Below are 26,590 nucleotides of genomic sequence, written 5' to 3'. Positions count from 1 at the left end.
TATAGTATTTCCAATACTTATAATTCTAACATGTTCTGGAGAAATTTGCAAAAAAGCAATGAAAACTAAATTTTTATATTTTTTTGAAGATTTATCAAAAAGAAATAAAAATACAATTTTGTAATCAATTTTCACAATTTATTATAAAAAGGTGTGAAAATGTTTTCTGACAATAGAAACAAAAATATCATTATAATTTAATGTTTTACTTAGGCATATTTCAAAACCAGGTCAAAAAACTATATTTTCTAACTTTTTAGATATTTTTTTAACTCAAAATATAGAGTTTGTTTAAAGAGCATTTAATGGTATATAATATAAGTAAGAATATTTTAACTTAAGTTAAATTCATATAAAATAAAATCGATACGGCTTATTTGCATTGAATTTATCAATAAACCTAGAAGGGAGGTAGGCAAAATACTTGCCGCTAAAAAATGAAGGAAATAATTTACAGTCCGGTTGCGTTTAATCGGCCCCCTGGAGCTATAAGTGATATTGAAACAAAAGAAATAAGGATATTGGTGAGAAAAGATTTAAATCAAAAAAAGATTTCTTTGTTACTATACAGTGATATCAATGATTTGAATATTAGCAAACATGAAATGAGTTTTGTTGAAGATATTTTAGACTACTCTATTTTTTCAGTAAACCTAGAAAAATTAGATATTGGAATATACTATTATTTTTTTGAAATAGTATCTGATTATGAAATGAAGATAATATCTAAGGTTAATGGTGAGGCCCAGATAACAGAACATATGATACCCTGGCAATTAACCGTTTATGATAATAAGTATAAAACACCTGACTGGATAAAAGGTGGTATTATGTATCAAATTTTTCCAGATAGGTTTTATAAAAGTGATAAATATAAGGCGGTAGAAGCCTTGAATGATGAAGAAAGAATCAAACACGATAATTGGTATGATATTCCAAATTCAAACATTGATACAGTTGATTATTCTGCTAAAGATTTTTTTATGGGAAATCTTGACGGGATAAGAGATCGCAAAGAATATCTAGAGTTTTTGAATATTGATTTAGTATATCTCAATCCAATCTTTGAAAGTGCCGAAAATCATAGATACTCTACAGGAGATTACTATAAGATAGATCCGTATCTTGGAAATAATGAAATATTTCAAAGTATGTGCAATGATTTTAAGGAAAGTAATATAGAAATTATGTTGGATGGAGTATTTAGTCATACAGGATCTGATAGTATTTATTTCAATAAAGAAAGTAGATACGATGAGGTGGGTGCATATAACTCCGTGAAATCTAGGTATTACCCTTGGTTTAAATTTACTGAATATCCAGATAAATATGAATCTTGGTGGGGATTTAGTAATTTACCAACATTAAATAAAGATAATGAAGACTATATCAATTTTGTATGCAAGGAAGAGGATGGAGTTTTAAATTATTGGCAAAAAAGAGGTATAAAGGCTTGGAGATTTGATGTTATAGATGAGCTGCCAGATATATTTATAGACTCCATGAGAGATTCTATCAAAAAAAATGATAAAGATGCTCTTATGATTGGAGAGGTATGGGAAGATGCTTCCAATAAAGTTGCATATGGATTAAGGAGAAGATATTTGTTAGGAGAACAAATGGATTCTGTTATGAATTATCCTTGGAGAAATGCCATCATAGACTTTGTAAAAAATAAAGATGCTATAGGCTTTTCTAAAAATATATTGGAAATTATTAACAACTACCCTACCCCATCAATCGATACTATGATGAACCTTATTTCAAGTCATGATACTGAAAGAATAACAACTGTATTAGGAGTAGATATATCTAGTGTAGAAAATGAAAAACACAAAGATTTTATTTTGGATGATGAGCAGTATAAAGAATCAAAAGAAATGCATAAATTTGCATCTTTTATACAGTTTACACTCCCAGGAGTGCCATCTATATATTATGGAGATGAAATAGCTATGCAAGGCTTTAGAGATCCATTCAACAGAGCGGGATTTAATTATAAAAATGGAGACTCTGATATGTTGCACCATTACAAAAGTTTGGTTAACTTCAGAAGGAAATACAAAAAAAACTTTATCAGTGGTTTTAAATTAATAGACGGAGATAAAAATCATGTAACTTATAGACGAAATAATATTTTGTGTATAATAAACTTTAGCACAAACCCAACTATAGTAGACTACCCTTTTAACGGTGAGTGGGTATTTGGAAATAAAAAACCATTTTTTACTGATTACGGTATAGTTGTGGGAGCAGAAAGTTATACAGCGATTGAAATAGCGAGCGATCAAGATCTTGAAAAAGATATAGAAACATTTAGAAAAGCAATTAAATTAAGAAGGGAATAGGTGAGATCATTGGGTGTTTATATGAGAAAGTCAGGAATATTGCTTCCAATATTTTCATTACCATCTAATTATGGCGTTGGAAGCTTGGGAAAAGAAGCATATGATTTTGTAGATTTTTTAGTTAAATCAGGTCAAAGTGTTTGGCAAGTATTGCCTGTAACATCAACGAGTAAAAAGGAGTACTACTCTCCTTATAAAACAAATGGGGCCTTTTCTGGCAACTATGATTTAATAGATATAGACATGTTAGTTGAGGAGGGACTTTTGAGTCTAGACCTTATAAACTCTATTGATATGTCAAAGTATCAAACAGACCCTAGATATGTTGACTATGACAAGACAAGAAATTTGAAGCAAGAAATTTTATACAAGGCATACGAGAATTTTATAAGTGGAAAATTTTATCTAGAAGAAGAATATGCGGATTTTTGCAATGAAAATATATTTTGGTTAGATGAATATTGTAAGTATATGTCACTTAGAAAAATAAATAATGACCTTCCATATTGGGAGTGGGATAAAATAAGTGATTTTGATGAGTTATCCGAAGATAAGAATGTTGATATTATGAAGGATTATAAAAACTTATTTGATTATCATAAGTTTTTACAGTATAAATTTTACAGTCAATGGCTTAAGCTAAAAGCATACGCAAATAAAAATGATATAGAAATATTTGGAGATATACCAATTTATATATCTCAAGATAGCTCAGATTTTTATTTTCATAAGGAAATGTTTCTTATAGATAAAAATGGTGAACCATCTTCTGTATCAGGTGTACCTCCAGATGAATTTTCAAGCGAAGGTCAATATTGGGGAAATCCTCTATATGATTGGAAATACTTAAGTGCTGATAGATACGATTGGTGGATGAAAAGAATAAAAAAATCATTTGATATTTACGATATACTAAGAATTGATCATTTTAGAGCTTTTGAGAGTTTCTACAGTATAGATAAAGCAACAAAGGATGCAAAATCAGGAGAATGGATAAAAGGACCTGGAAAAGATTTCTTCGACATATTATCAAAGGAAGTTCCAAATGCCAATATAATAGCTGAGGATCTTGGTATTATTACAGATGAGGTCAGGGATTTACTAGACTATACAGGCTATCCAGGAATGAAAGTTATTCAATTTGGTTTTAATTCAGATTCAAAAAATTTAAACCTTCCACATATGTATTATAAAAATACAGTAGCTTACACTGGTACACATGATAATAAAACTTTAGTTGAGTGGTTGGAAACAACTGCAAATACCGCTCAGATGGAATATGCAAAGAAATATTTAAGATTAGAAACATATGATAAATATACAGAAGCCTTGATAAGGTCAGTTTTAGGATCATGTTCAGATTTATCAATAGTCCCTATACAAGACTGGTTAGATTTTGGAGCGTGGGCTAGAATCAACACACCTTCAACTGTTGGCATTAATTGGAAATTTAGACTCCTTCAGGGAGAATTAGATGAAAAATTAGTTGAATATATAAGCGATACTAGTGGAATATATGGAAGATATATAGAAAGATAATAATATATTGAATTTCACTAAATAAATCCAATAAAAATTACTATATAAAATAATTCAAAAAAATAAAGAAAAGACCTCAAATAATTATTTGAGGTCTTTTATATTTAATAGTTAAATTAATTTTTAAAATTAAATAAATATGCAATAAATTGTAATTATTAAATAATTTATTTATTTGGTTTGAAAGAACTCTTTAGAGGTACAATTCTATTAAATACCAACTTATCTTCTGTTGTATATTTAGAATCAACACAATAGAATCCATTTCTTAAAAACTGTAATTTATCATTAATCTTTACGCCTTCTAATGCAGCTTTTTCAGCGAATCCATTCTTTATAATTAAAGAATTTTCATTTATTTGCTCTAAGAAATGTTTACCTTCATTTTCTGGAGCATCATCAAGTATTAATGGTTCAAATAATCTAAACTCTACTGGAAGACAATTATTTGCATCCACCCAATGTATTGTAGCCTTTACTTTACGACCTACAAATCCAGAGCCACTCTTAGTAGCTGGATCATATGTACAATGAATTTCAACCACTTCTCCGTTTTCATCTTTTATAACGTCATTACATTTTACAAAGTAACCACCTTTTAGTCTTACTTCATTTCCAGGGAATAATCTAAAGTATTTCTTTATAGGAACTTCCATAAAGTCATCTCTTTCTACATATAGCTCTCTAGAGAAACTTACCATTCTCGTTCCCATTTCTTCATTCTTTGCATTGTTTTCAATTTCTATTAATTCACTTTCTCCCTCAGGGTAATTAGTGATTACTAGTTTTAGAGGATTAATTATTGCCATAGCAAGCGGTGCTTTTGGCTGTAAATCTTCACGTAAGAAGAAGTCTAACATCTGGCTGTCTACTACAGAATCAGCTTTAGATATACCAATTTCAGAACAGAATTTGGTTACTGATTCAGCAGTGTACCCTCTTCTTCTAAGTCCAGATATAGTAGGCATTCTAGGGTCGTCCCAACCGTCAGTTACTCCATTATCTACTATTTGCTTTAATTTTCTCTTAGACATAACAGTGTTTGTCATGTTAAGTCTAGCAAACTCTATCTGTCTAGGAACTGCTTCCATTTCACACTCTCTTACTACCCAATCATAAAAAGGTCTTTGATCTTCAAATTCCAAAGTACAAATTGAGTGAGTGATATGTTCAATAGCATCTTCTAGTGGATGAGCAAATGCATACATTGGATATATACACCACTTATCACCAGTATTGTGATGACTAGTATGAGAGATTCTATATATTACAGGGTCTCTGAAGTTAATATTAGGAGAGGCCATATCAATTTTTGCTCTAAGAACTTTTTCTCCATCAGCAAATTCCCCATTTTTCATTTTATCAAATAATTCAAGGTTTTCTTCTACTGTTCTGTTTCTATATGGACTTTCTTTTCCAGGTTCAGTCAAAGTTCCTCTATACTGTCTTATCTCATCAGCATCTAAATCATCCACATAAGCAAGACCCTTATTTATTAAAAGAATTGCTCTTTTATGCATTTCATCAAAATAATCTGAAGCATAATGAAGTTCATTCCAATTAAAACCTAACCACTGGACATCTTCTTTTATTGAATCTACATACTCAACATCTTCTTTTGTAGGATTCGTATCATCAAATCTAAGATTTACCCTTCCTTCAAATTCTTTTGCTAAGCCAAAGTTTAAACATATACTCTTTGCATGACCTATATGCAAGTAACCATTTGGTTCTGGTGGAAATCTCGTGATAATACTATCATGTTTTCCTGATTCTAAATCATCTATAACGATATTTCTAATAAAATTAGAATTTTCTCTTTCAAATGACATATTATACCTCCTAAATTTAATTCTTTATAATAACATTTTATAGCATTTTGCTGAAAAAATAAAGTGAAAACAGTTATTAATTATTATCTCTTAATTTTTCATCATATGTTTTTATCAAATTTATTTGTAAATCCTTCATTTTTGACAAATCTTCTTCATTATATGATCCATCAAGGCCTAACTTTAGGGCATCTTCAATAGATACCAACATGTTTTCCATTGTATCTTTATTTTTATTGATATTTTCTTTTGACGATTTTATTGTTTTCTTAAATTTTTTATCATTTTTTTCGCCCTTTGATATATCTTCAGAAACTTTATTTATTGCATTTTTGACATAAGTTGTATTTATATCAGATACTTCTTTTTTCTTAATTTCTACCTTTTTTATTTGAGAGTTGACAAAAGAAGGATCAACTTTATAATCTCTGTCTTTTATCGATTCTAAAAATTCATTTACAAAGTTAGAATACCAGTTATATCCACTATCAATTATATTAGCAGTATATATATTATATTCTATCTTCATGGATCTTTCACGTGAATCTCCCATTCTTTGATCCTCGTATACTTTTTCTTTACACCCGACAAGTAATGTCGAAGTAATTAATATTAGTGCTAATAATTTGTTTTTCATACATTACCTCTATATTTAAACTATTTTATTTTGACTAATTCTCCATTGAGAGAAAATGATCTTGGTTCAGTAATTAAAACATCGACTAATTTACCAGCTAGTGATTCATCCCCACCTGTAAAATTGACAGTCTTGTTTTGTCTAGTTCTGCCAGTGAGAACGTCATCTATTTTTTTGCTAGTTCCCTCTACCAGTACCTCTACTATTTTTCCATCATACTCGCTATTTATATCAGTAGATATTTTGTTTACTACATCGAGTACTCTATCAAATCTTTTATGTTTTAAATCTTCTGGAATCTGATTCTCCATTTTGGCAGCAGGAGTTCCCCTTCTCTTAGAATAGATAAAGGTAAATGCTGAGTCATATCTAACTTTTTCACATAAATCTATAGTATCATCAATGTCTGAATCGGTCTCTCCAGGAAATCCAATCATAATATCAGTAGAAAAAGCTATGTTAGGAATCTCATTTTTTGCCTTTTCTATTATTCTTAGATAATCTTCCCTTGTGTAGTGTCTGTTCATTTTTTTGAGTAGAGGTGTACTTCCAGACTGGCATGGCAGATGTAGATATTCACAGACCTTATCACAGTCTCTCATGGCGTATATTACATCGTCTGATATGTCTTTTGGGTGAGAAGTCATAAATCTTAATCTCGTAAGTCCTTCTACTTCATTTGCCATTCTCAAAAGTTCTGCAAAATTAATTCTTTCAGATTCATCTAGTGTTTTTCCATATGAATTTACATTTTGACCTAGTAGAGTAACTTCCTTAGTACCATTTGCCACTAAATCCTTAATTTCTTCTATTATTTCTTCTGGTCTTCTGCTTCTTTCTCTTCCCCTTGTATAAGGAACTATACAATAAGTGCAGAAATTGTTGCAACCATACATAATATTTACATAGGCTTTGATGTTATACTTTCTATTGCTTTTTAAGCCCTCTACAACCTCTCCATCAACGTCCCATACATCTACAAGGATAGAATCCTTATTGAATGTAGCAGCTAGCATCTGAGGGAACTTGTAGAGATTATGCGTTCCAAAGATAAGGTCGACATGATTGTATTTATCTTTTATTTCCTCTACAACATGTGCTTGCTGCATCATACAGCCACACACTACTATTTTCATATTAGGATTTTTCTTTTTCTTATTTTTTAAATGACCTAAATTACCATATACCTTTAGTTCGGCATTTTCTCTGACAGCACAGGTATTATATATTACAAGATCTGCTTCATCTTCTGATATAGCCTGTATATATCCCATTGATTCTAACATAGATATAAGCATTTCCGAATCATGTTCATTCATCTGGCATCCGTATGTGCTCATATGCCATTTTCTTCTTATTCCCTTTTTATTAAAAGCATCCTCATTTTGTCTGTGGATTTGTTCTATATATTCCTCTTGTGCTTCTATTTTTTCTATAGGGACTTCCACTTGTCTTCTCTCTTCCATATAGTTTATCTCCTTCTTCCGTAATTGCAAACTTTAATATTATTTATATTTCTAAATTTTAAAATACATATTATATATTATCATAAAAAAAATATTTTTTCTATATGAGATAGATGCTTAGCAAGATTAAATTTCTAAAAAATCAATATACTCAGAGTTTAAGCTCTAGATTAATATTAATTCAGAAGCTTTTAAATATGTGTTGTAATTATCCTAAAAAGCTATTTTTAAAATAATTATAAAAAATACCGAAGGCAAAAACCCTCGGTATTTTATAATTGTTATTGTTCAATATAGCTACATTCAACATCTATGTAGTTTAAAAATAGCAATAATCTTTCATAGAGTGGATGTGATTCTTCTCCAAACTCCTCTTCCACAAGTTCTCCTATTGCTTCGACAGTGTTTTTACCATCTACATTAATAAATACAAAACTTCCGAATTTATCAAGGCTTAGTTTCTTGTATAGAGGAATTTTGAAGCCTATTTTTCTAAAAAACCTTTGGATTTTATGATCCTGTTTTTCAAGAATAGTAACTACTCCATCTGAGCTAACTTCAAATTCTACATTAGTGTTTTTTTTGAAAACTATATTTAATACTTCTTCATTTGTGTTCATTTTAATTATTCGTTTTCTTTCTTAATTTTAGATCTCATAATTGGTATTAATGTAAGAACCACTAGTACAGCTAATAAAATAATGGCCATTCCATTACCTGCTGCAAATCCTGCTGGTCCGTTACTATGTATAACACCTGATATCTGAAGTATGATACCTACTAGACCTATGATAGATCCACCAGCTACCAAACCAGATGATAAACTGATACCATTAGATATCTTAACTTCTTTATCTTCATCTGACTTAGATGTTTTTTCAACAAGTACACGAATTAATGCACCAACTAATATTATTGTAGTAGTTGCTACTGGTAAGTAGAAACCGATAGCAATTGTCATTATTGGTAAATCTAAGAAGAACATCACTAATGCAATAACTACACCAACGATGATCATTACCCATGGTAATTCACCTGACATAATACCAGAAGTAAGTGTAGACATTAAGTTTGCCTGTGGTAGTGCAAATGGAGGGTTGTCTCCAGTGATTGCTAACTGATCTGATAAAAGAATCATCATACCAACAACTACAACTACACCAACAATACCTGCTAATGCAAATGATTTTTGCATTTCTGTCTTATTACCACCAACAATGAAAGTAACCTTCTGTGACTGTGCGTATCCACCAGCCATTGCTATAGCAACAACTATAAATGTAGAGAATAATAGAAGAGTTCTATTATCTGCATTAGTAGTCCACTTCATGATTACAAATACTAAAGTAGCTATAACTAAAGCTGCTATTGTCATACCTGAAACTGGAAGGTTTGAAGTACCAATAGTACCTGTTAAACGACCAGCAACGATTACAAATAATGCAGCTAACACCATAGAAATTAATATTCCCACGATAGCCATAACAGGTCCATTAGAAATAACAAATGCACCAACTACTGCTATAGCGATACCGCCTAATAGTATAATAGTCTGTGCTAATCCCTTTTCTCCAGTACCTGACTGCTTAGCATTCATAGTTTCTTTTATTGAAGAAATTATAGTAGGTATAAGCTTTATAGCTCCTATAATACCTCCACAAAGCATCATTCCAGCTCCTATGTATTTTACATAGTTACCAGAGATTGCATTGACATCCATCTGAGCAATTGTCATTGATGCATCATTCCAAACCATAGTACCTTGTCCTGCCATATCAGCAAAGTAACCGATAAGAGGCATAATACCAAAGTTTGCAAGTAAAGATCCAGCGAACATTGTCAAAGCAACTTCTAAACCAACAATAAATCCTATACCCAATAGTAATGGGTTTGCGTCAATTTCAAATTTGAACTTATAGAATTTATCACCTACTACACTGAAAACACTATTTGCTACATTTAGGAATGATCCAGTTAATACAGTGATTATACCACCTATACCAAATCCCTTCATCATGTACTTCATAGAGTCTCCACCGTTAGTAGATGCTACTAATGTTTCAGAGATAGCCATTGCTTCTGGGTACATAAGTTCCCCATGTTCTTGAATTATTAGATAGTTATGTACAAGAGATGCTATCCCTATACCAAATAAAACACCACCTACACCAACAAGCAGACCTTCAAAAAATGTTACCTTAGCTCCGATTAGAAAGACAGCAGGAAGTACGAATATCATACCACTAGCTACTGATTCTCCACCACTGGCCATACCTTGTACTAAGTTCTTTCCTAAAATACCCTTTTTGTTTGCAAAAGCTGCTACAAGTGCTGAACCAATGATTGATCCAGGTATACCTGCTGCAACTGTCAAACCAGCTTTCATACCAGAATATGCTGTTGAAGCTGCGAAAACTACTGCCAAAATAATACCTATGATAATAACTGCTGGGTTTGCACCAGTCTTTGTTTTGTCGGTTATGTAAGGAACATAGTCCTTACCCGCAACACCACCATAAGCTTCCTTTGGTAACTTTTTACTATTACCGCTCATTATAATGAACCTCCTTTATTTATTAAATCGTTTATATTATATCACAATTTAAAAAAATATGCCACCTGAAATAAAAGATATAAAATTTAAGTGCTTTTTAATATAAAACTATTATATACATTAATAAAAAACGTTTTCTCCCTTAAAATACAATATTAAAAAAAAGTATTAATTTTATAAAAAACACCTATAATAATAGGTACTTTTTATAAATTAACACTTTTTAATAAATGTTTTGTATATTTTTGTTATTATAAATTATCCGATATAAGATTTTATAGAGATAATTAATAATTGTCTGACTCTTTATTTATGAAAATTTTCAAAGAATCAAAATTATACATCAGTATCATTTTCACTGATTTTTTTTATTGAGTAATTTTTGAATAATTCTAGTAGTAATAATAGTGCTACTCCAACTATAAATCCAAATGGACTAAAAGTTGATAAACTTACAGCTGCCTTTGGAACGACAAGTGTTGTAGGACCCTGAACGATTGCAAATAGAGATCCGATTGTAAGGCCTACTATAAGATAAATCATTTTACTACGATGTTTTCTAAATGCATGCCTTATAATTCTAACAGATACTACAAAACCACATAAGATTCCAAGACTGAAGATTAATAGTCCTGTAAATACACTAAAATCAAATCTAAGCAGTTGATTTAAGGCATTTATTACTGGTATGTATACCCCAAATATCAATAAAAGTGTAGATCCAGATATACCAGGTAATACCATGGCTGAGATAGCAATCATGCCTGTAAAAAATATATAAATATATTCTAAAAAGTTAAGATTAGACAGCTCCATGTTGCCACTTGGCATTAATTTTCCCCTCAATGCAGAAATCAAAACAACAATAACTATACCTAATATAGAAAAAAGTAGATATTTATTTTTTTTGTCTATAACTTTAAATTCACTTTTTATAATATAAATTATAGATGCTGCTGTTAGTCCCATAAATAGTGAACTAAGAAAATATATATTTTTTTCAAACATGCTAGAAAGAAATAGCACTGATAAGGTCATACCTACAACCCATCCTATAAAAAGTTTTGCTAAAAAAATAATAGATTCTTTAAATTTCTCTTTATTTCCAGTGGTAATATTGTTGACGGATTCTAAAAGATCCTCGTAAAATCCAAGAATAAATGCTATCGTACCACCTGACACACCAGGAACACTATCTGCCAAAGCCATACAAAAGCCGTTAAAAACGTTCGTTATCAAGGATTACACCTCCTTTTTTGACATTCTTTTAATGTCTTTTATTAGAAATACTAATGCTACAAAACCAGCAATAGAATCACTTAGGGCGTTTGAAAGATAAACGCCATCAATACCTATAAATCTAGGAATTATATACAATAAAGGTATTAATATCGCTCCATACTTAAGTATATAAAGTATAGAGGAGGTCCTAGGTTTTCTTATAGACTGAAAATACGTTGTAGTAATAGAATGTATTCCTATAAAAGGAAGACCAAGTATATAAATTCTAATATTATGATTTGTAATTTCAAGCAAACTCTGGTCATTTGTAAATAGCTGAACAAATATCGTTGGAAACATCTCTAAAAATACTAGTGCCAAAATTGATATCACAATAATTACACCAGTAGTAATTTTAACTGCGGATATACTTCTATGAATTTTTTTTGCACCATAATTGTATCCTATAATTGGTTGAGCACCTTGACTAATACCATAAATTACCATAGTGAAAAACATCATGACAGATGTAATTATAGTAACAGATGCAAGATGATAGTCTCCACCATATTTTATTATAAATCTATTAAGAACAATCCCCAAAATGGTTCCAAAAATCTGCATATAAAAATTTGGTAAGCCATTTGATGTTATTTCCCTTATCGTATTAAGATTGTACCTATTATTTTTAAACTTTAGCTTAACTGGAACTTCTTTGTTTCTTATGAAAAAATGAATTACAGCTATAGTAACTAAAGACTGGGATATAATTGTTGCCACTGCGGCTCCTTTGACTCCCCATCCAAAGCCAAAGATAAATAAGGCATCCAAAATAATATTTGCAATCGAACTGATTAAAACAATAAACATAGATTGTTTTGAAAAGCCCAAGCTTCTTACCATATTATTTAGACAGTAGCCAGTTAACCCTGGAACGCCACCAATTAAAATTATAAGTATGTAATCCCTTGCCAATGGATACACCGAATCGGATACGCCTAAAATCTTAAATATAGGCTCCATAAATATAATACATAAAACAGTAAGTAATAATTCAGAAATAATAATATATATAAGTGAATTAAATAAAATGCTTTCTGCAGAATCTATGTCATCTTCTCCGTATTTAATTGATACCAAGGTAGATCCACCAACCCCAATAAGAAGAACAAATGCCATTTGTATAACTTGAAATGGCATTGTGATTCCTATAGCGGTAAGTCCAAGAGGGTTAATTCTACCTATAAAAATTCTATCTACTATATTATAGATAGCTGCTATTAGCATACCAAATATTGCAGGTAGGCTTAGCTGTAATAATAATTTGGAAATACTATCATTTCCCAGATCTTTTTTCAAGGTTACCTCCGCTAATTATATTTTATTTTCTAATGTCATTTTGAACATTAAATGTAATTTCTGTTCCTTCATCTTTCTTACTTCTTATGACCATTTTACCGCCATGAAGTTTAATTATTTCATCGCTGATTGCTAATCCCAATCCGCTTCCTGATTTATGGAAATCTTCTTGGAAGAATTTACTAGAAACTTTAGAAAGGTTTTGTTCAGAGATACCTATACCGTTATCTCTTACTACAACTTCAGTTGTATGATCAAATTGATTTACACCTACAAATATATTTCCATCGTTAGGAGTAAATTTGATAGAATTTTGAAGTAAGTTTATTAAAACCTGACGTAATCTATTTTTATCAGCATATATAGCTTTCATATTTTGATTTACAAATTCAAAAGTAAGTCTTATATTTTTCTCAACTGCCATTGATCTTAATTGATTAACAACACTAACCACTAGGTTTTCTATGTTTACTTCCTCTACATTTAATTTTATCCTATCAGAAGATAATCTAGAAAAATCAAGTAGTTCTTCTACCAGCTTTATAAGTCTTTGTGCTTCATCTTGTATAATATTTAGCCCCATACTAAGCTCTTCTTTAGATATATTGTCCAACTGTAGAGTCTCACTCCAACCATTTATTGAGGTAAGTGGAGTTCTAAGTTCATGGGATATAGATGAAATAAATTCATCTTTTAGTTTTTCACTCTTTTGAATTTCTTGTGCCATATTTTCAAATGTTCTAGCTAGTTCACCAATCTCATCATCAGAGATTCTTTCTTTGTTCATTTTTATATTATAATTTCCCTTTGCAAGCATATTAGAGAAAATCTTTAGTTCACTAAGAGGTTCTATTAGACTGTCTGCAAATTTCAAGCTTAACCCAACACTAAACATTAGTATTAATACACCCAATAAAAATAGATAAGCAACTATCTTTATTATTTCTCGATCCACATATTTCATAGAAATACTGTATCGTATTACGCCCTCAACAATTCCATTTACTTTAATTGGAACTGAAACACTCATTACCTTTTCATTGGTATCTTTTTCGGTGTAGGTGTAGGGAACCACATTATTGGAGTTTCTAATAGCCATTTTCACATCTGCGTATTGACATTTATTATTTGTTTTAAATCCATACTGATCGATAAGTATGTTTCCATCCTTATCAATAACGTTGATTGCAATTTTATTATTTTGCGAATAACCTTGGTTTTCAAACACTGCTTCGGCCTTATCCAAAAAGCTTACCTTGTCAGAGGCAGTTGAATTATACACAGCATTTGTATATGCAACCTGTGACATTAGAGCCTGTTTGACTGACGTATAATAATGTCTAGTTGCAAATAGTATTAAAATTACCTCGAAGGATAGAACTACTAATAGTATAACAATGATGAAATTTTTTAAAACTTTTTTTCTTAATCCACCAAAATGTAAAACCATTATTCCCCTCTCCTAAAAGAATATCCATATCCCCAAATTGTTTGAATATATTTAGGTTTAGAAGGATCATCTTCAATTTTATTTCTTATTCTTCTTATATTTACATCGACTATCTTATAATCATACAAGACTACAGAGCCCCATACTTCATCTAGTATTTGATCTCTACTTAAACTCTGATTATCATTTAGCATTAAATATTTTACTATTGAGAATTCAGTAGGAGTTAAATCTACTTCATCTCCATTTTTAAATAGCTTTCTTTTGTTTTGGTCTAATAAAAATGGTGGTGAATCTATCAAATTATTTTTCTTAGAGTCATTATTTTTCTTAACTCTTCTTATAAGAGCTGCTACCCTTGCAAGAAGTTCCTTGATGCTAAAAGGCTTGATAATATAATCATCAGCCCCAGATACAAGCCCTTCTATTTTATCTTCTTCCTGTGATTTAGCTGTAAGCATGATAACACCTATGTTATCATGCTTTTCTCTTACATACTTACAAACATCTATACCACTCATATCTGGTAGCATAATGTCTAAAAGTGCTACTGAAATATTTTTTTCTGAATCAAGCTTTTCTATAGCTTCCGCACCAGTACCAGCTTCGATAACTTCATACCCTTCTCTTTTCAGGTTGATACTAACAAAGCTCCTGATACCAATCTCATCTTCTAAAATTAAAATCTTTTCCATGTTTCCTCCCTACCTGTTTATAATTTCAAAATGTTTTTTTACAGTATTAAAATTGATTTTATATTTATCTAAGTATTTACTATTTGTAGGATTGTATAGATAAATATACTGTTCATCTTCATAAAGTATATTTTTATTTTGTTCTGATTTTTTCTTATCTAAATCTTCGCCATTTTTTACAACAACTGTAATATTAAATAGTTTTTCAAGTTTTTCATCTGAATCTTTATATGAAAATTCAAAAACGCTATTATCTTGACTATATTTTTGTTGTATAAAGAATTTATTGTTTAAGTTTGTAGGACTTTCTACACTAAAATTGTAATCATAACAATAAAAAATTTGTTTTGATATATCTAAACTGCTATTTTCACTTTGATCACCATTCCACTTATACCATGTGACAACATTTGATTCTCTAGGTGTGTTATTAGAGAATTTAAACTCAATTTTTGGTATTTCTAATATACCGTCTCCATCTATATCTTGTGGTCTCATGAAAAATGGATTTTTAAGCTTTGGATTTTCTTCATTTAAAGTCTTTACAAACTTTCCATTTTTGTATATTAGCACTTGTGATACCACAGAACCATTGAAGCTTTGATACATAAATATACTTCCATTTAAGTCTTTTGCAACTTTGCCATTTACAATATCCACTTTCTCTAAGCTATCTATATTTTTAGATGTTTCAAATTTATTAAAAACAATATCTCCATCTACAACATCCATTTTTGAGAAAATAACATCATAACTAGTCAAATCTTGAAGTATAGCCAAACACTCCTTTTTACCATCACCATCATAATCAAAGAAGTTAAGTTTTATAGAATACTTAGATGTATTATATTCAGCCTTCTTCTTTATGACATTATTATTGTATTCATAGATATATACATTTTCAAATCCTCTATTAGATATATGCAGAATAATCTCTTTCTTGCCATCATTATTCAAATCTATAAAATTAGCATATTTAATAGTATCTCCAGATATTCGAACCATTTTTTCGGAATCATCTACAATCGAATCTCCTTCATTTTCAAATATATACATATAAATACTATTAAGTCCCTGATTTTCATTAGTTCTTTTCTTAAAGGCAACAATCTCTTTATTGCCACTGGAGTTTAAATCAACCTTATTTATTCTTCCTACATCATTTGCATTTTTAGGAAGTACAAATGTAGTATCTATAGGAGTTAGCTTCCTTATTTCATTATATATTTTATAGTTAAACTCATTTGTAATTGGTTTTTCCAACAGTTTTTCTGGTGACTTCATAGACTCAGTTTTACATCCCGTCAAAAAAGCAGACAAAAATAAACAAGAAAAAAGCATACAAACTTTATATCTAATCTTCAATTTATCAAGCCTCCTTTGACTTTAATTTTCTTTTCTAGGTGGCTTTGGACCTAGATACTGATAGTAGTATGTCTTTAACATACCATTATACAATTTTCTTTTTCTAGTAGAGTCTTGACCAAATTCATATTCGAATTCTTCATAAGATGTAATTATAAAGTATGACCAATTCTTAAGATTTCTACACATATATCCAAGCTCCTTGTATAGAATTTTTACACTTTCTTCATCTTCCAATCTTTCTCCATATGGAGGGTTACTAATTAAAAATCCATACTCCTCATCACTAGTAAATTTAGTCGCATCTCCAACTTCAAACTTTATATAGTTTTCTACTCCAGCTAGTTCTGCATTATGTTTTGCGATTTCTATAGACTCAGGATCTATGTCATATCCATATATCATAAAATCTTCATTATCTTTAAGTAGTTCAAAGGCTTCTTTTCTAGTATTCCACCATATTTTTTTATCAATAGTTCTCCATTTTTCAGATATAAATTCACGATTTAAACCTGGAGCCATATTCATTCCAATCATGACTGCCTCTATTAAGATAGTTCCTGAACCACACATTGGATCAACAAGAGTTCTTCCTGCTCTCCAAGGAGTAAGATATACTAGACCTGCAGCTAAAGTTTCTCTTAAAGGAGCTCTATTTGATTTTTCTTTATATCCTCTTTTGTAAAGTGCAGTACCACTAGTATCTATAGATAGTACTACCTTGTCTTTGTGAATAAATACAAATATAGGATATTTTTCTTTATCCTCTTTTAGCATGCCTTCCTCTTGATAGTGTTCTTTAAGGCTATCAACAACTGCTTTTTTTACGATAGACTGTATATCTGGTGTAGAATGAAGCTTTGACTTGATTGATGAAGCTTTAGACACAGGAAATTCTGCTCCATAAGGAATAAATCTTGACCAATCTATTGACCTTGTCTTATCATATAATTCCTCGAAAGATGTAGCCTTAAATTCTGTTATCTTAAGGTTTACTCTTTCTGCGCATCTAAGCCACATATTTGCCTTTGCAATTCCATATTCATCTGTTTTATATGTAATTCTTCCGTCTTCTGTTTTTTCGATTTCAAAATCGAGAGCTTTTATTTCATTAGCTAGCATTTTTTCCATACCAAAAAAACACGGCGAAATTAGCGTATATTTATAATCCATAGTACCTCCAAGTAATATATTATTTTCCATATTTATTTCTATAAATATCCAATATTTCAATTATATCACACAAAAGTGTAAGTTGAAAAGATATGCAGTGTTTGATTGATTCTTTTTAAATGGAAGATAATATTATTCATACAATGAAAATATTGCTACAGTTTACTAAAATATATGATTTTAGAAATATTTTTATGTTTTCAAATGATTATGCAAAAGAAATAATATTATTATTTACAAAAAAAATATTTAAAAATATATAAAATATAGCATTCATTTTGTAAGTCCATAAAAATATTTCTAAAAGGGTTTGTGTGAACAATAAAGACCCCACTACAATCGTACAATGTAGTGGGGTCTTTTTATGATTGATAGAGCTAACTAAAATAAAATCACTAAAGTGAAGTTTTGTCTATTAGAAGACCATCTTCTATGTAAAGAGTTTTATCTGCTATTTTCTCTGAAAAAAGAATATCATGTGTGATTATTAAGATAGCCATTCCTCTTTTTTTGAAGGCCTTTATAATATCAATTACTTTTTCTATATTCTCCTGATCAAGAGCAGATGTTGGTTCATCAAAGCATAAAATTTTTGGCATTAAGGCACAGCTTCTTGCTATTGCAACTCTTTGTTGCTGTCCTCCAGAAAGCTCACAGGGATAGAAATCTTTTTTATCAGATAAATCAACCATTTCAAGCAAATCAATTGCTAATTTTGTGCTCTCTTCTTTATTTTTATTAAAAACATTGACAGGAGACTCTATAATATTTTCCAAAACTGTCAGATGAGGAAACAAGTTGAAGTTTTGAAATACCATTCCAACTTGTCCTCTTATTTTTTTCATATCTGAATTTTTATTTATTTCTATATCATCTACTACTATTTTGCCACTGTCAAATGATTCAAGCCCATTTATGCATCTCATTAAAGTTGTTTTACCAGCACCAGATTTACCTAGTACTACAGCTATTTCTCCTGGAGAAATAGCAAATGAAATACCTTTCAATACATTTGTATTATTAAAACTTTTTTTCAAGTCTATTACTTTTAACATTTTCAACACCCCTAAATATAATATGAATACTTTTTTTCAACCATTGATAATAGCTTTGTAAGTATAGCAGTCATCAGTAAATATATAATCGCTGCATATACAAATGGCATTAAGCTTGCCTCTCTATTACTCGCTGCTGTAGCTATTCTTAATAAATCATTCAATCCCAATATATATACCAAAGAAGTGTCTTTTACAAGTGTTATAAATTCATTTGATATTGGTGGGAGAACTCTTTTTATTACTTGTGGAAGAATAATTCTTCTATACATAGTAAATTTATCAAATCCCAATACATGGGCAGCTTCGAACTGACCCTTATCTATAGATTCAAGTCCCGATCTGAATATCTCAGCATAGTAGGCTGCATAGTTTATTGAAAATGCGATTATTGCTATTGGCATCCTATCAAATACAAGTTTATCGCTTAATAGTGGAAGACCATAGTATAGAAACATCATCTGTAATAATAATGGGCTACCTCTCATAATCCAAATATAAAAGCTTGTAATTCCTCTGGCTACTTTATTTTTCGAAGTTCTTATAAAGGCTATTCCTATTCCTAGTGGTATTGAAAATATAGTTGTAAAAAAAAATAATTCCAATACTATTTTTACTCCATCAATCATTTGTTTACTTCCTTCCTTCTTAGTTGCTTTTTAAATTTATTTAAACCATTTATCTTCTATTTTTTTGAAAGTTCCATCCTTCTTCATTTCGTCAAGGGCTTTATCAATATCTTCTCTTAATTTTGTATCATCTTTTCTAAAACCTACAGCATATTTTTCGCTTCCTAGATCACCTTCAAGAACTTTATATTTTTCAGGATCTCTTTGTTTGATATAATACTTCAACAGTACCTCATCACCTATAACAGCTTTTGTTCTTCCTATTTCCAAATCTCTAAGTGCCTTATCGTAAGTGTCATAAGTTGCAGGTTTATTATCTTTTATTATATCTATAAATTCTTTATTATTTTCTATAGCTTCTAGAGCTGAAGAAGCTGCTTGAGTTCCTACAGGTTGATCTTTTAGATCCATTATATTTTTGAAAGGTTCTTTTGACATTGTAATTGCAATTTGTTTGTTGTCTAGATAAGGTTTAGAAAAAGCTACTTTTTCCTTACGTTCTTCTGTTACACTATATCCATTCCATAGGCAGTCAACACTTCCATTATTTAAAGTTTGTTCTTTCATAGACCAATCTGTATTTTCGAATTTAGGTTCATAGCCCGCTCTTTTGAAAGCTTCTTTTGCAAGATCTATATCAAATCCAACAAGTTCATTGTTTTCGTCCAAAAATCCCATAGGAACAAATGTATTATCTAACCCAACAACAACCTGCTTACTGTCTTTTTTGTTGGCTGCTGCGTCTTTTGTTTTTTCTTCTTTATTTGAGCCACATGCAACTAGACTAGATACTAACACCACTCCTAGAGTAGTTAATAATAATTTTTTTAAGATTCCTTTTTTCATTTTAAATACCTCCATAGTTAATTTATTTTAGTTTTATTTTCTATCTTTTTTTAGTATTTGTTTGAGTCTTAGTGAGTATGTTAATTTTAATTTTGTGATGCGCGCACTTTTAATTAGAATTTTCTTAACACTTTTAATATTCAATATTTTAAAAAATTGAAATAAAAAAACTCCCATCCTCTGACTCTGTCAGAGGACGAGAGTATCAATTTCAATACTTCGTGTTCCCACCTCTATTTATCATTACCTCACGACAATGACCTCATTAGGTACAATCATACCTTGGCACTGTAACGGGTGCTCCCGTGATAGCCTACTATAATTCGGTATCAGACTCCGAGATGTGTTCATCATGATTCATATATGTGCTTCTCACCAACCAGCGACTCTCTGTTTAAATCAACATGATTACTATTTCTCATCAATGTCATATAAGTTATTTTTGATATTGTATTGAGTTTATTACAAATTATGACAATTGTCAAGCTATATTTATAAAATTATATAAATTTTCTAAATATATTATTTTTTTGCCCAGGGCACAATTTCTATATCGCCAAAATAAAAATCTTTAAATCTATTTGTATACTCTCCCCTATAATTAATTATGTATAATATACACAACTCTATATAGTTTACTCCCAAAAGAATAATACTCCAAATTTCTTCAAATTCTAAATCTACATTTCTTTTCTTTTTACTAGGATGTACTACTGAATTTCTACAATAAGTGATCAAATCTACCCCATCGTCAAAGGAATTTTTTATTTCATCAGAAAAACATTCACTTTCTGGTATAGAGTAATCAATCTTACACTTTTTTAATAAACACCTTATATTATGGCTTGCTATGTGTGAATCATACTCGTTTTGCTGGAAGTGATCTTCTTCTTCAACCAAGACCACATAAGAAAGCATCTCTAAAGCTGTTTGTATAGATATAATATTATTTCCCATATTTAACCCATTCAATGCCTCTATGTACCAATCAATAATACTAGTAATAGTGTCATTGTAGTAGTCATTTTCTAGCTTTTTGCACATTATTGACAAATACTTTTCAAAATTGTGATAGTTGGCAATAGTAGTCGTCCATTTAAAAACAAATCTATAGTCAGTAGAAAGCATTCTATACCAAGCTCTATATGTATTCTTATTTTCAAGATATCCATATGCAGAAGGTATATTAATATATCTACCACAGGCAAAGCTAATAGCTGTTGCTATCCTGTGGATTAATCCATCTATATTTCTAGTTTTAAATGGTTCGAAATTATTTTTGTATATTCTACCAGTGTGAGTAATAATACAGCCATTTTTAGATACTAGTTCGCTATGAAGTTCTTTATTGTATTCATAACTTTTATCTATAACTATATTAAAGTCATTGACAGCAAATTCTATTCTGCCAGCATACACTAGTTCACCATAATTCACCAATTTACCTGGTATTTTATCCATATTTACTATATCAAATTGTACATAATCTACAGTGCTATCTTTTGATTTCATAAGCAAATCGTTTACATATCCTTTTACTTTTCCATTATTAAAAGAAATTATTTCTGCATCGATAAGCTTATAACCAGTAATTTCTAACTTTACATCATCTAAAGATCTATCATCAAACTTATCTATTAATTTTTCGTATTGAAAAACATCAGCTTTGAAGTTGATTGCTACGGGGTCTGTAATTTTATAGTATACTACACCATCACATTTTATTTTTATATCTGTATAGATACAAAATTTGCCACGATATATAATTAGTTCTTCATTTATTAAATTTTCTTTATAAAGTGACTCAATAGCTTCATTAGTTATATTCATAATTACCCCTTTATTAAAAGTACTAACAAAATAGTATGCCTTAATTTTAAGGCATACTATTTTAAATCTACTATCTACTTGCAGAATTTAAATCAATTGGCTTAAATTCATTTTTTTCTTCTTCAATATTTCCATTAATTTCATCAAATGCTGTAGAAAGCATTAGTTTAATTCTGTTTAACTGATTGACAGATGTAGCAGATGCATCATAGTCAATAGGTATTATATTGGCTTTTTTATATTCTTTCTTAATACCTTTTATAATTCCCTTACCTATTATATGATTTGGTAGACAACCAAATGGCTGCATGCATACTATATTGTTACAGTCAGATTCTAAAAGCTCAAGCATCTCACCAGGAAGTAGCCATCCTTCTCCTGTTTGATTACCAAGCGATACGAATCTCTTAGTATAGTTTGCTAGGTCAGAAATTTTTTGTGGTGGTTCAAATCGCTTGCTCTTTCTAAGTGCTGAGTAATATGTTCTTTGATAAGTTTCTATTATTTTTACAACAGCCTTACCACCAACCATAGCCTTAAAAGTACCTTCAAGATTATCTTTTTTGTAGACTGTATTATAAGCAGCCGCCAAGAAGAAGTTTAATAATTCAGGAACAACTGCTTCAGCTCCTTCTCGCTCTAGTATGGAGATTAAGTCATTATTTGCTATTGGGCTAAATTTAACGAGTATTTCTCCTACAAGACCTACTTTAGGTTTCTTTTCATCTGTAATTTCTAAATTATCAAAATCTCTAACAATTTGGTTTACATTTTGCTTAAACTCTCTCATATTTCCATTTGATAAAGAATTTTTGCATTTTTCCACCCATTTTTCATAGAGTGCATTTGCACTTTCTGGGAATTTCTCATAAGGTCTTACTCTAAGAAGAACTTTCATCAAAAGGTCTCCATAAATTACACCCATTACTAGCTTGTTTAAAAGACTTAAGCTTACATGTTCTTTTAATCCATTGTCTTCAACACCTTGTGCACTTATTGATACTACAGGTACATTTTCAAAGCCAGCTGACTTTAGAGCTTTTCTTAAGAAAGCTATGTAGTTTGTAGCTCTACAACCACCACCTGTTTGACTCATTAGAACAGTCGTGTTTTCAGGATCATATTTTCCAGATTTAAGAGCATGTATAATTTGACCAATTACTATTATTGCTGGATAGCAAGCATCGTTGTTTACATATCTAAGTCCTTCTTCTATTATTTCTGAAGAGTTTTCATTGAGAACTATTGCTTTCAAACCTGAATCTTGGACAGCCTTTTCTATAAATTGGAACTGAATAGGTGCCATTTGTGGAGCTAAAAGTGTGTGCTGTGGATTTAGTCTAGTATTTTTCTGATACTTAACTACCTTAGTTTCAACTTTTGAAGGTTTTATTCCACTTTTTTCTCTTTCGTTTATAGCCGCCTTTAGAGATCTAAGTCTAATTTTAGCTGCACCAAGGTTATTACCTTCATCTATTTTTATAACTGTGTGTATTTTTGATTTTTCATTTAATATATCCTCTACCTGCTCAGTAGTAACTGCATCTAGACCACAACCAAATGAGTTTAATTGAACCATATCTAAATTATCATGATCATTACAAAAGGCTGCTGCCTTGTATAATCTTGAATGGTAGACCCATTGATCGACAACTCTAAGCGGTCTTTTCATCTCAGCTAAATGACATATTGAATCCTCTGTCAAAACAGCCATTCCAAGAGAATTAATTAATTCTGGGATACCATGATTTATCTCTGGATCCACATGGTATGGTCGACCAGAAAGGACAATTCCCTTTTTATTTTCTTCTGTTAGAATTTTTACTGCTTCCTCACCTTTTTGTCTAATATCATTTTTAAAATCATCATATGTTTGAGTAGCTTTATCGACTGCATTGTTTATTTCATTTTTTGATATATCAGGATAATGATACTTCATTGCTCCATAAATTCTCTTTTTTAACTTTTCCTTGTCATTTAGAGTTATAAAGAAATTTATGAACTTAATATTATTCTCATCTATAGAATCCATATTACTCTTGATAACCTCTGGATATGATGTAACGACAGGACAATTAAAGTGATTGTCTGAGTTTTCATCTTCTCTAAATTCATGAGTAACAGATGGATAAAATATTGTATCTATGCCATTTTCGATTAGATCTTCAATATGACCATGTACTAATTTTGCAGGATAACATACTGTATCCGATGCAATTGAACTGATTCCTTTTTCAAATATTTCCTTTGAAGATTTACTAGATAATACTACAGAAAATCCTAACTCAGTAAGGAAAGTATGCCAAAATGGATAATTCTCATACATATTCAATACTCTCGGAATTCCAATCTCGCCTCTAGGAGCAAGTTTTTTATCCAAAGATTTATATGAAAATAATTTTTCATATTTATACTTATATAAATTTATAGCATTTTCATTTTTCTTTACCTTTGAATGAGTGTATATGGCTTCCCCAACTTCACATCTATTTCCTGAAACAAATATTTCTGATTCAGAGAACTTGTTGATTGTTAAGAGACATTTATTAGGACACCCCTTACATCTAGTTACACTTGACTCTACCGTGATATCATTTAATTGATTTATATTTAATATATTTGATCTAATACCAGTGAAGTTTTCCTTTGATATTAAGGCTGCACCGAATGCCCCCATAAGTCCTGCTATATCAGGTCTTGTAACTTCTCTACCTGTTAGTATTTCAAAGGATCTTAAAACTAGATCATTGTAGAAAGTCCCACCTTGTACAACAACATTTTCTCCCAGTTCTTCAACATCTCTTAGCTTTATAACCTTAAATAAAGCATTCTTAACTACTGAATAAGCTAGTCCAGAAGATATATCTGCTACTGTAGCACCTTCCTTTTGAGCTTGCTTAACTCTTGAATTCATAAAAACTGTACATCTTGATCCCAAATCAACGGGATTATCGGCTGAAACACCTTCTTTTGAAAAATCTACAACATCCATATGTAGCGACTTTGCGAAAGATTCCAAGAAAGAACCGCATCCTGAAGAACAAGCTTCATTAAGTATTATTTGATCTATTACTCCGTTTTTTATCTTCAGACACTTCATATCCTGTCCGCCTATATCCAAAATAAAATCTACCTTTGGATCAAAGAATTTTGCGGCTTTATAGTGAGCAATTGTTTCTATTTCACCCTCGTCTAGGCGTAATGCTTTTTTAATAAGTTCTTCACCATACCCAGTAACAGTCGCTCTAGATATGCTAGAACCTTCAGGTAAAACATTATAAATATTTTTAAGTATCTTTATACTCATATCTAGAGGGCTCCCCTCATTGCTTCCATAATGAGTATATAATATATCTCCATCCTCGCTGATCAAGACTGCCTTTGTTGTTGTAGACCCAGCGTCTAGACCTAGGAAACATCTTCCTGTATAAGTATTTATATCGCGTGTCTTTACAGTAGCACTTGAATGTCTATTTACGAATTCTTTATAGTCATCATCATTTTTAAATAAAGGAACCACTTCTTCGCTATTTCCATCTTCAAGTGAATCTACAGAGTTAACTCTCTGTATCAAATCTTGTATAGAAAGATGTTGCTCTTTATCAGATAAAAGAGCTGCCCCCAGTGCTACGTATAGCTGAGCATCATCTGGGAAAATAATATCTTCTGGCTCAAGTTTTAGAACTGTTGAGAATTGTTTTCTAAGTTCTGATAAGAAATATAGTGGCCCTCCTAAGAAAGCAACTTTGCCAGCTATTTTTCTACCACAAGAAAGAACACTTACGGTTTGAACTACTACAGAGTTAAATATACTCATAGCTATGTCTGATTTACTAGCACCATCATTTATAAGTGGTTGTATGTCTGTTTTGGCAAAAACTCCACATCTAGATGCTATTGGGTATATAACCTTATAGTCCTTTGCGAGTTCATTTAGTCCAGCAGCATCCGTCTTTAGAAGAGATGCCATTTGATCTATAAATGCCCCAGTACCGCCAGCACAGATTCCATTCATTCTCTGATCTATTCCACCAGATAAAAATGTTACCTTTGCATCTTCTCCGCCAAGCTCTATTACGGCATCGGTCTCTGGATGATAATGATTAATAGATTCTGTGCTAGAAATTACTTCTTGCTCAAATTTTATACCTATTTTCTTTGATAATCCAATACCACCTGAACCAGTAATTACGGTTTTTACATTTATATTACCTAACTTTTTGAATATATCTTTCAATTGATCGCTGACAGCTTTTTTTACATCAGAAAGATGTCTTCTATATTCTTTATATACAACATCTTCTTCATCTGATAGTACAACGGCTTTAACAGTCGTGGATCCTATATCTATCCCTAAATTATAGATCCCTTCCATCTTCATACCTCCTAAAATAAAAATCTAATTATTACATATAATATGATATAGATACTACTTTTTAAGTAGTATCTATATGTTCTTATTATAACATATATACCCAGACTTTTAATAATAATTGCAGGCGTGATAAATAAAAATAAATAAACTTGAAAATTAAGAATAATTTTTTTCCTATTAGAAAAGAATTATATAGCAAATAAAAACGTATTTTTA

At 30.5% G+C, this 26,590-nt stretch carries 18 protein-coding genes and 1 other annotated feature; of the genes, 2 read left to right on the top strand and 16 right to left on the bottom strand.

Annotated elements, in window-relative coordinates; genetic code table 11:
• Positions 1 to 437 precede the first annotated feature (437 nt).
• Positions 438 to 2,348 (top strand): glycoside hydrolase family 13 protein, encoded by a 1,911-nt coding sequence (locus tag RR561_RS03910; RefSeq protein ID WP_332506126.1) that lies wholly within the window; start codon positions 438 to 440, stop codon positions 2,346 to 2,348.
• Positions 2,349 to 3,887, top strand: a complete 1,539-nt coding sequence (gene malQ, locus RR561_RS03905) for a 4-alpha-glucanotransferase (protein WP_332506124.1) — start codon at positions 2,349 to 2,351, stop codon at positions 3,885 to 3,887. It abuts the gene before it with no gap.
• Positions 3,888 to 4,054: 167 nt separating this feature from the next.
• On the opposite strand, the gene RR561_RS03900 is transcribed toward malQ, so the two are convergent.
• The 16 genes from RR561_RS03900 to RR561_RS03825 form a co-directional block, all read right to left on the bottom strand.
• Positions 4,055 to 5,719: a glutamine--tRNA ligase/YqeY domain fusion protein gene (locus RR561_RS03900; RefSeq protein WP_332506123.1), complete on the bottom strand. Its 1,665-nt coding sequence runs from the start codon at positions 5,717 to 5,719 to the stop codon at positions 4,055 to 4,057.
• Positions 5,720 to 5,795: 76 nt separating this feature from the next.
• Positions 5,796 to 6,356: a hypothetical protein gene (locus RR561_RS03895; protein ID WP_332506122.1), complete on the bottom strand. Its 561-nt coding sequence runs from the start codon at positions 6,354 to 6,356 to the stop codon at positions 5,796 to 5,798.
• Between the two features lie 20 nt (positions 6,357 to 6,376).
• Positions 6,377 to 7,822, bottom strand: coding sequence for a tRNA (N6-isopentenyl adenosine(37)-C2)-methylthiotransferase MiaB (miaB, locus tag RR561_RS03890; RefSeq protein ID WP_332506121.1), 1,446 nt, complete (start codon positions 7,820 to 7,822; stop codon positions 6,377 to 6,379).
• Positions 7,823 to 8,103: 281 nt separating this feature from the next.
• Entirely contained in the window at positions 8,104 to 8,442 is a 339-nt protein-coding gene (locus RR561_RS03885; RefSeq protein ID WP_332506120.1) for a hypothetical protein, read from the bottom strand.
• 5 nt (positions 8,443 to 8,447) lie between these two features.
• Positions 8,448 to 10,376, bottom strand: a complete 1,929-nt coding sequence (locus RR561_RS03880) for an OPT family oligopeptide transporter (protein WP_332506119.1) — start codon at positions 10,374 to 10,376, stop codon at positions 8,448 to 8,450.
• A 336-nt stretch (positions 10,377 to 10,712) separates the two neighbouring features.
• Positions 10,713 to 11,615, bottom strand: a complete 903-nt coding sequence (locus RR561_RS03875; protein WP_332506118.1) for a DUF368 domain-containing protein — start codon at positions 11,613 to 11,615, stop codon at positions 10,713 to 10,715.
• Between the two features lie 3 nt (positions 11,616 to 11,618).
• Positions 11,619 to 12,956 (bottom strand): MATE family efflux transporter, encoded by a 1,338-nt coding sequence (locus RR561_RS03870; RefSeq protein WP_332506117.1) that lies wholly within the window; start codon positions 12,954 to 12,956, stop codon positions 11,619 to 11,621.
• A 22-nt stretch (positions 12,957 to 12,978) separates the two neighbouring features.
• Entirely contained in the window at positions 12,979 to 14,406 is a 1,428-nt protein-coding gene (locus tag RR561_RS03865) for an ATP-binding protein (protein ID WP_332506116.1), read from the bottom strand.
• Positions 14,406 to 15,101, bottom strand: a complete 696-nt coding sequence (gene walR / locus RR561_RS03860; protein ID WP_332506115.1) for a cell wall metabolism DNA-binding response regulator WalR — start codon at positions 15,099 to 15,101, stop codon at positions 14,406 to 14,408. The genes RR561_RS03865 and walR overlap by 1 nt, the downstream gene beginning before the upstream one ends.
• 9 nt (positions 15,102 to 15,110) lie before the next feature.
• Positions 15,111 to 16,466 carry an FG-GAP repeat domain-containing protein gene (locus RR561_RS03855; RefSeq protein WP_332506114.1) on the bottom strand — a complete coding sequence of 452 codons (1,356 nt, stop codon included), beginning with the start codon at positions 16,464 to 16,466 and terminating at the stop codon, positions 15,111 to 15,113.
• A 21-nt stretch (positions 16,467 to 16,487) separates the two neighbouring features.
• Positions 16,488 to 17,639, bottom strand: a complete 1,152-nt coding sequence (locus tag RR561_RS03850) for a THUMP domain-containing class I SAM-dependent RNA methyltransferase (protein ID WP_332506113.1) — start codon at positions 17,637 to 17,639, stop codon at positions 16,488 to 16,490.
• 395 nt (positions 17,640 to 18,034) lie between these two features.
• Positions 18,035 to 18,694 (bottom strand): amino acid ABC transporter ATP-binding protein, encoded by a 660-nt coding sequence (locus RR561_RS03845; RefSeq protein WP_332506112.1) that lies wholly within the window; start codon positions 18,692 to 18,694, stop codon positions 18,035 to 18,037.
• 11 nt (positions 18,695 to 18,705) lie between these two features.
• On the bottom strand, positions 18,706 to 19,323 hold the full coding sequence (locus RR561_RS03840; protein ID WP_332506111.1) for an amino acid ABC transporter permease: 618 nt from the start codon (positions 19,321 to 19,323) through the stop codon (positions 18,706 to 18,708).
• Between the two features lie 36 nt (positions 19,324 to 19,359).
• Positions 19,360 to 20,169 carry an amino acid ABC transporter substrate-binding protein gene (locus RR561_RS03835; protein ID WP_332506110.1) on the bottom strand — a complete coding sequence of 270 codons (810 nt, stop codon included), beginning with the start codon at positions 20,167 to 20,169 and terminating at the stop codon, positions 19,360 to 19,362.
• A gap of 189 nt (positions 20,170 to 20,358) precedes the next feature.
• Positions 20,359 to 20,603, bottom strand: a binding site (T-box leader).
• A gap of 88 nt (positions 20,604 to 20,691) precedes the next feature.
• Entirely contained in the window at positions 20,692 to 21,999 is a 1,308-nt protein-coding gene (locus RR561_RS03830; RefSeq protein ID WP_332506109.1) for a hypothetical protein, read from the bottom strand.
• A gap of 70 nt (positions 22,000 to 22,069) precedes the next feature.
• On the bottom strand, positions 22,070 to 26,374 hold the full coding sequence (locus RR561_RS03825; RefSeq protein ID WP_332506108.1) for an acyl-CoA dehydratase activase-related protein: 4,305 nt from the start codon (positions 26,372 to 26,374) through the stop codon (positions 22,070 to 22,072).
• Positions 26,375 to 26,590: the final 216 nt, after the last annotated feature.

The sequence above is a fragment of the Peptostreptococcus sp. genome (genome assembly GCF_036639115.1).
Taxonomy (GTDB): Bacteria; Bacillota; Clostridia; order Peptostreptococcales; family Peptostreptococcaceae; genus Peptostreptococcus.
The sequence above is the reverse complement of the archived record's forward strand: the minus strand, read 5'-3'. Positions and strand labels throughout refer to the sequence as shown.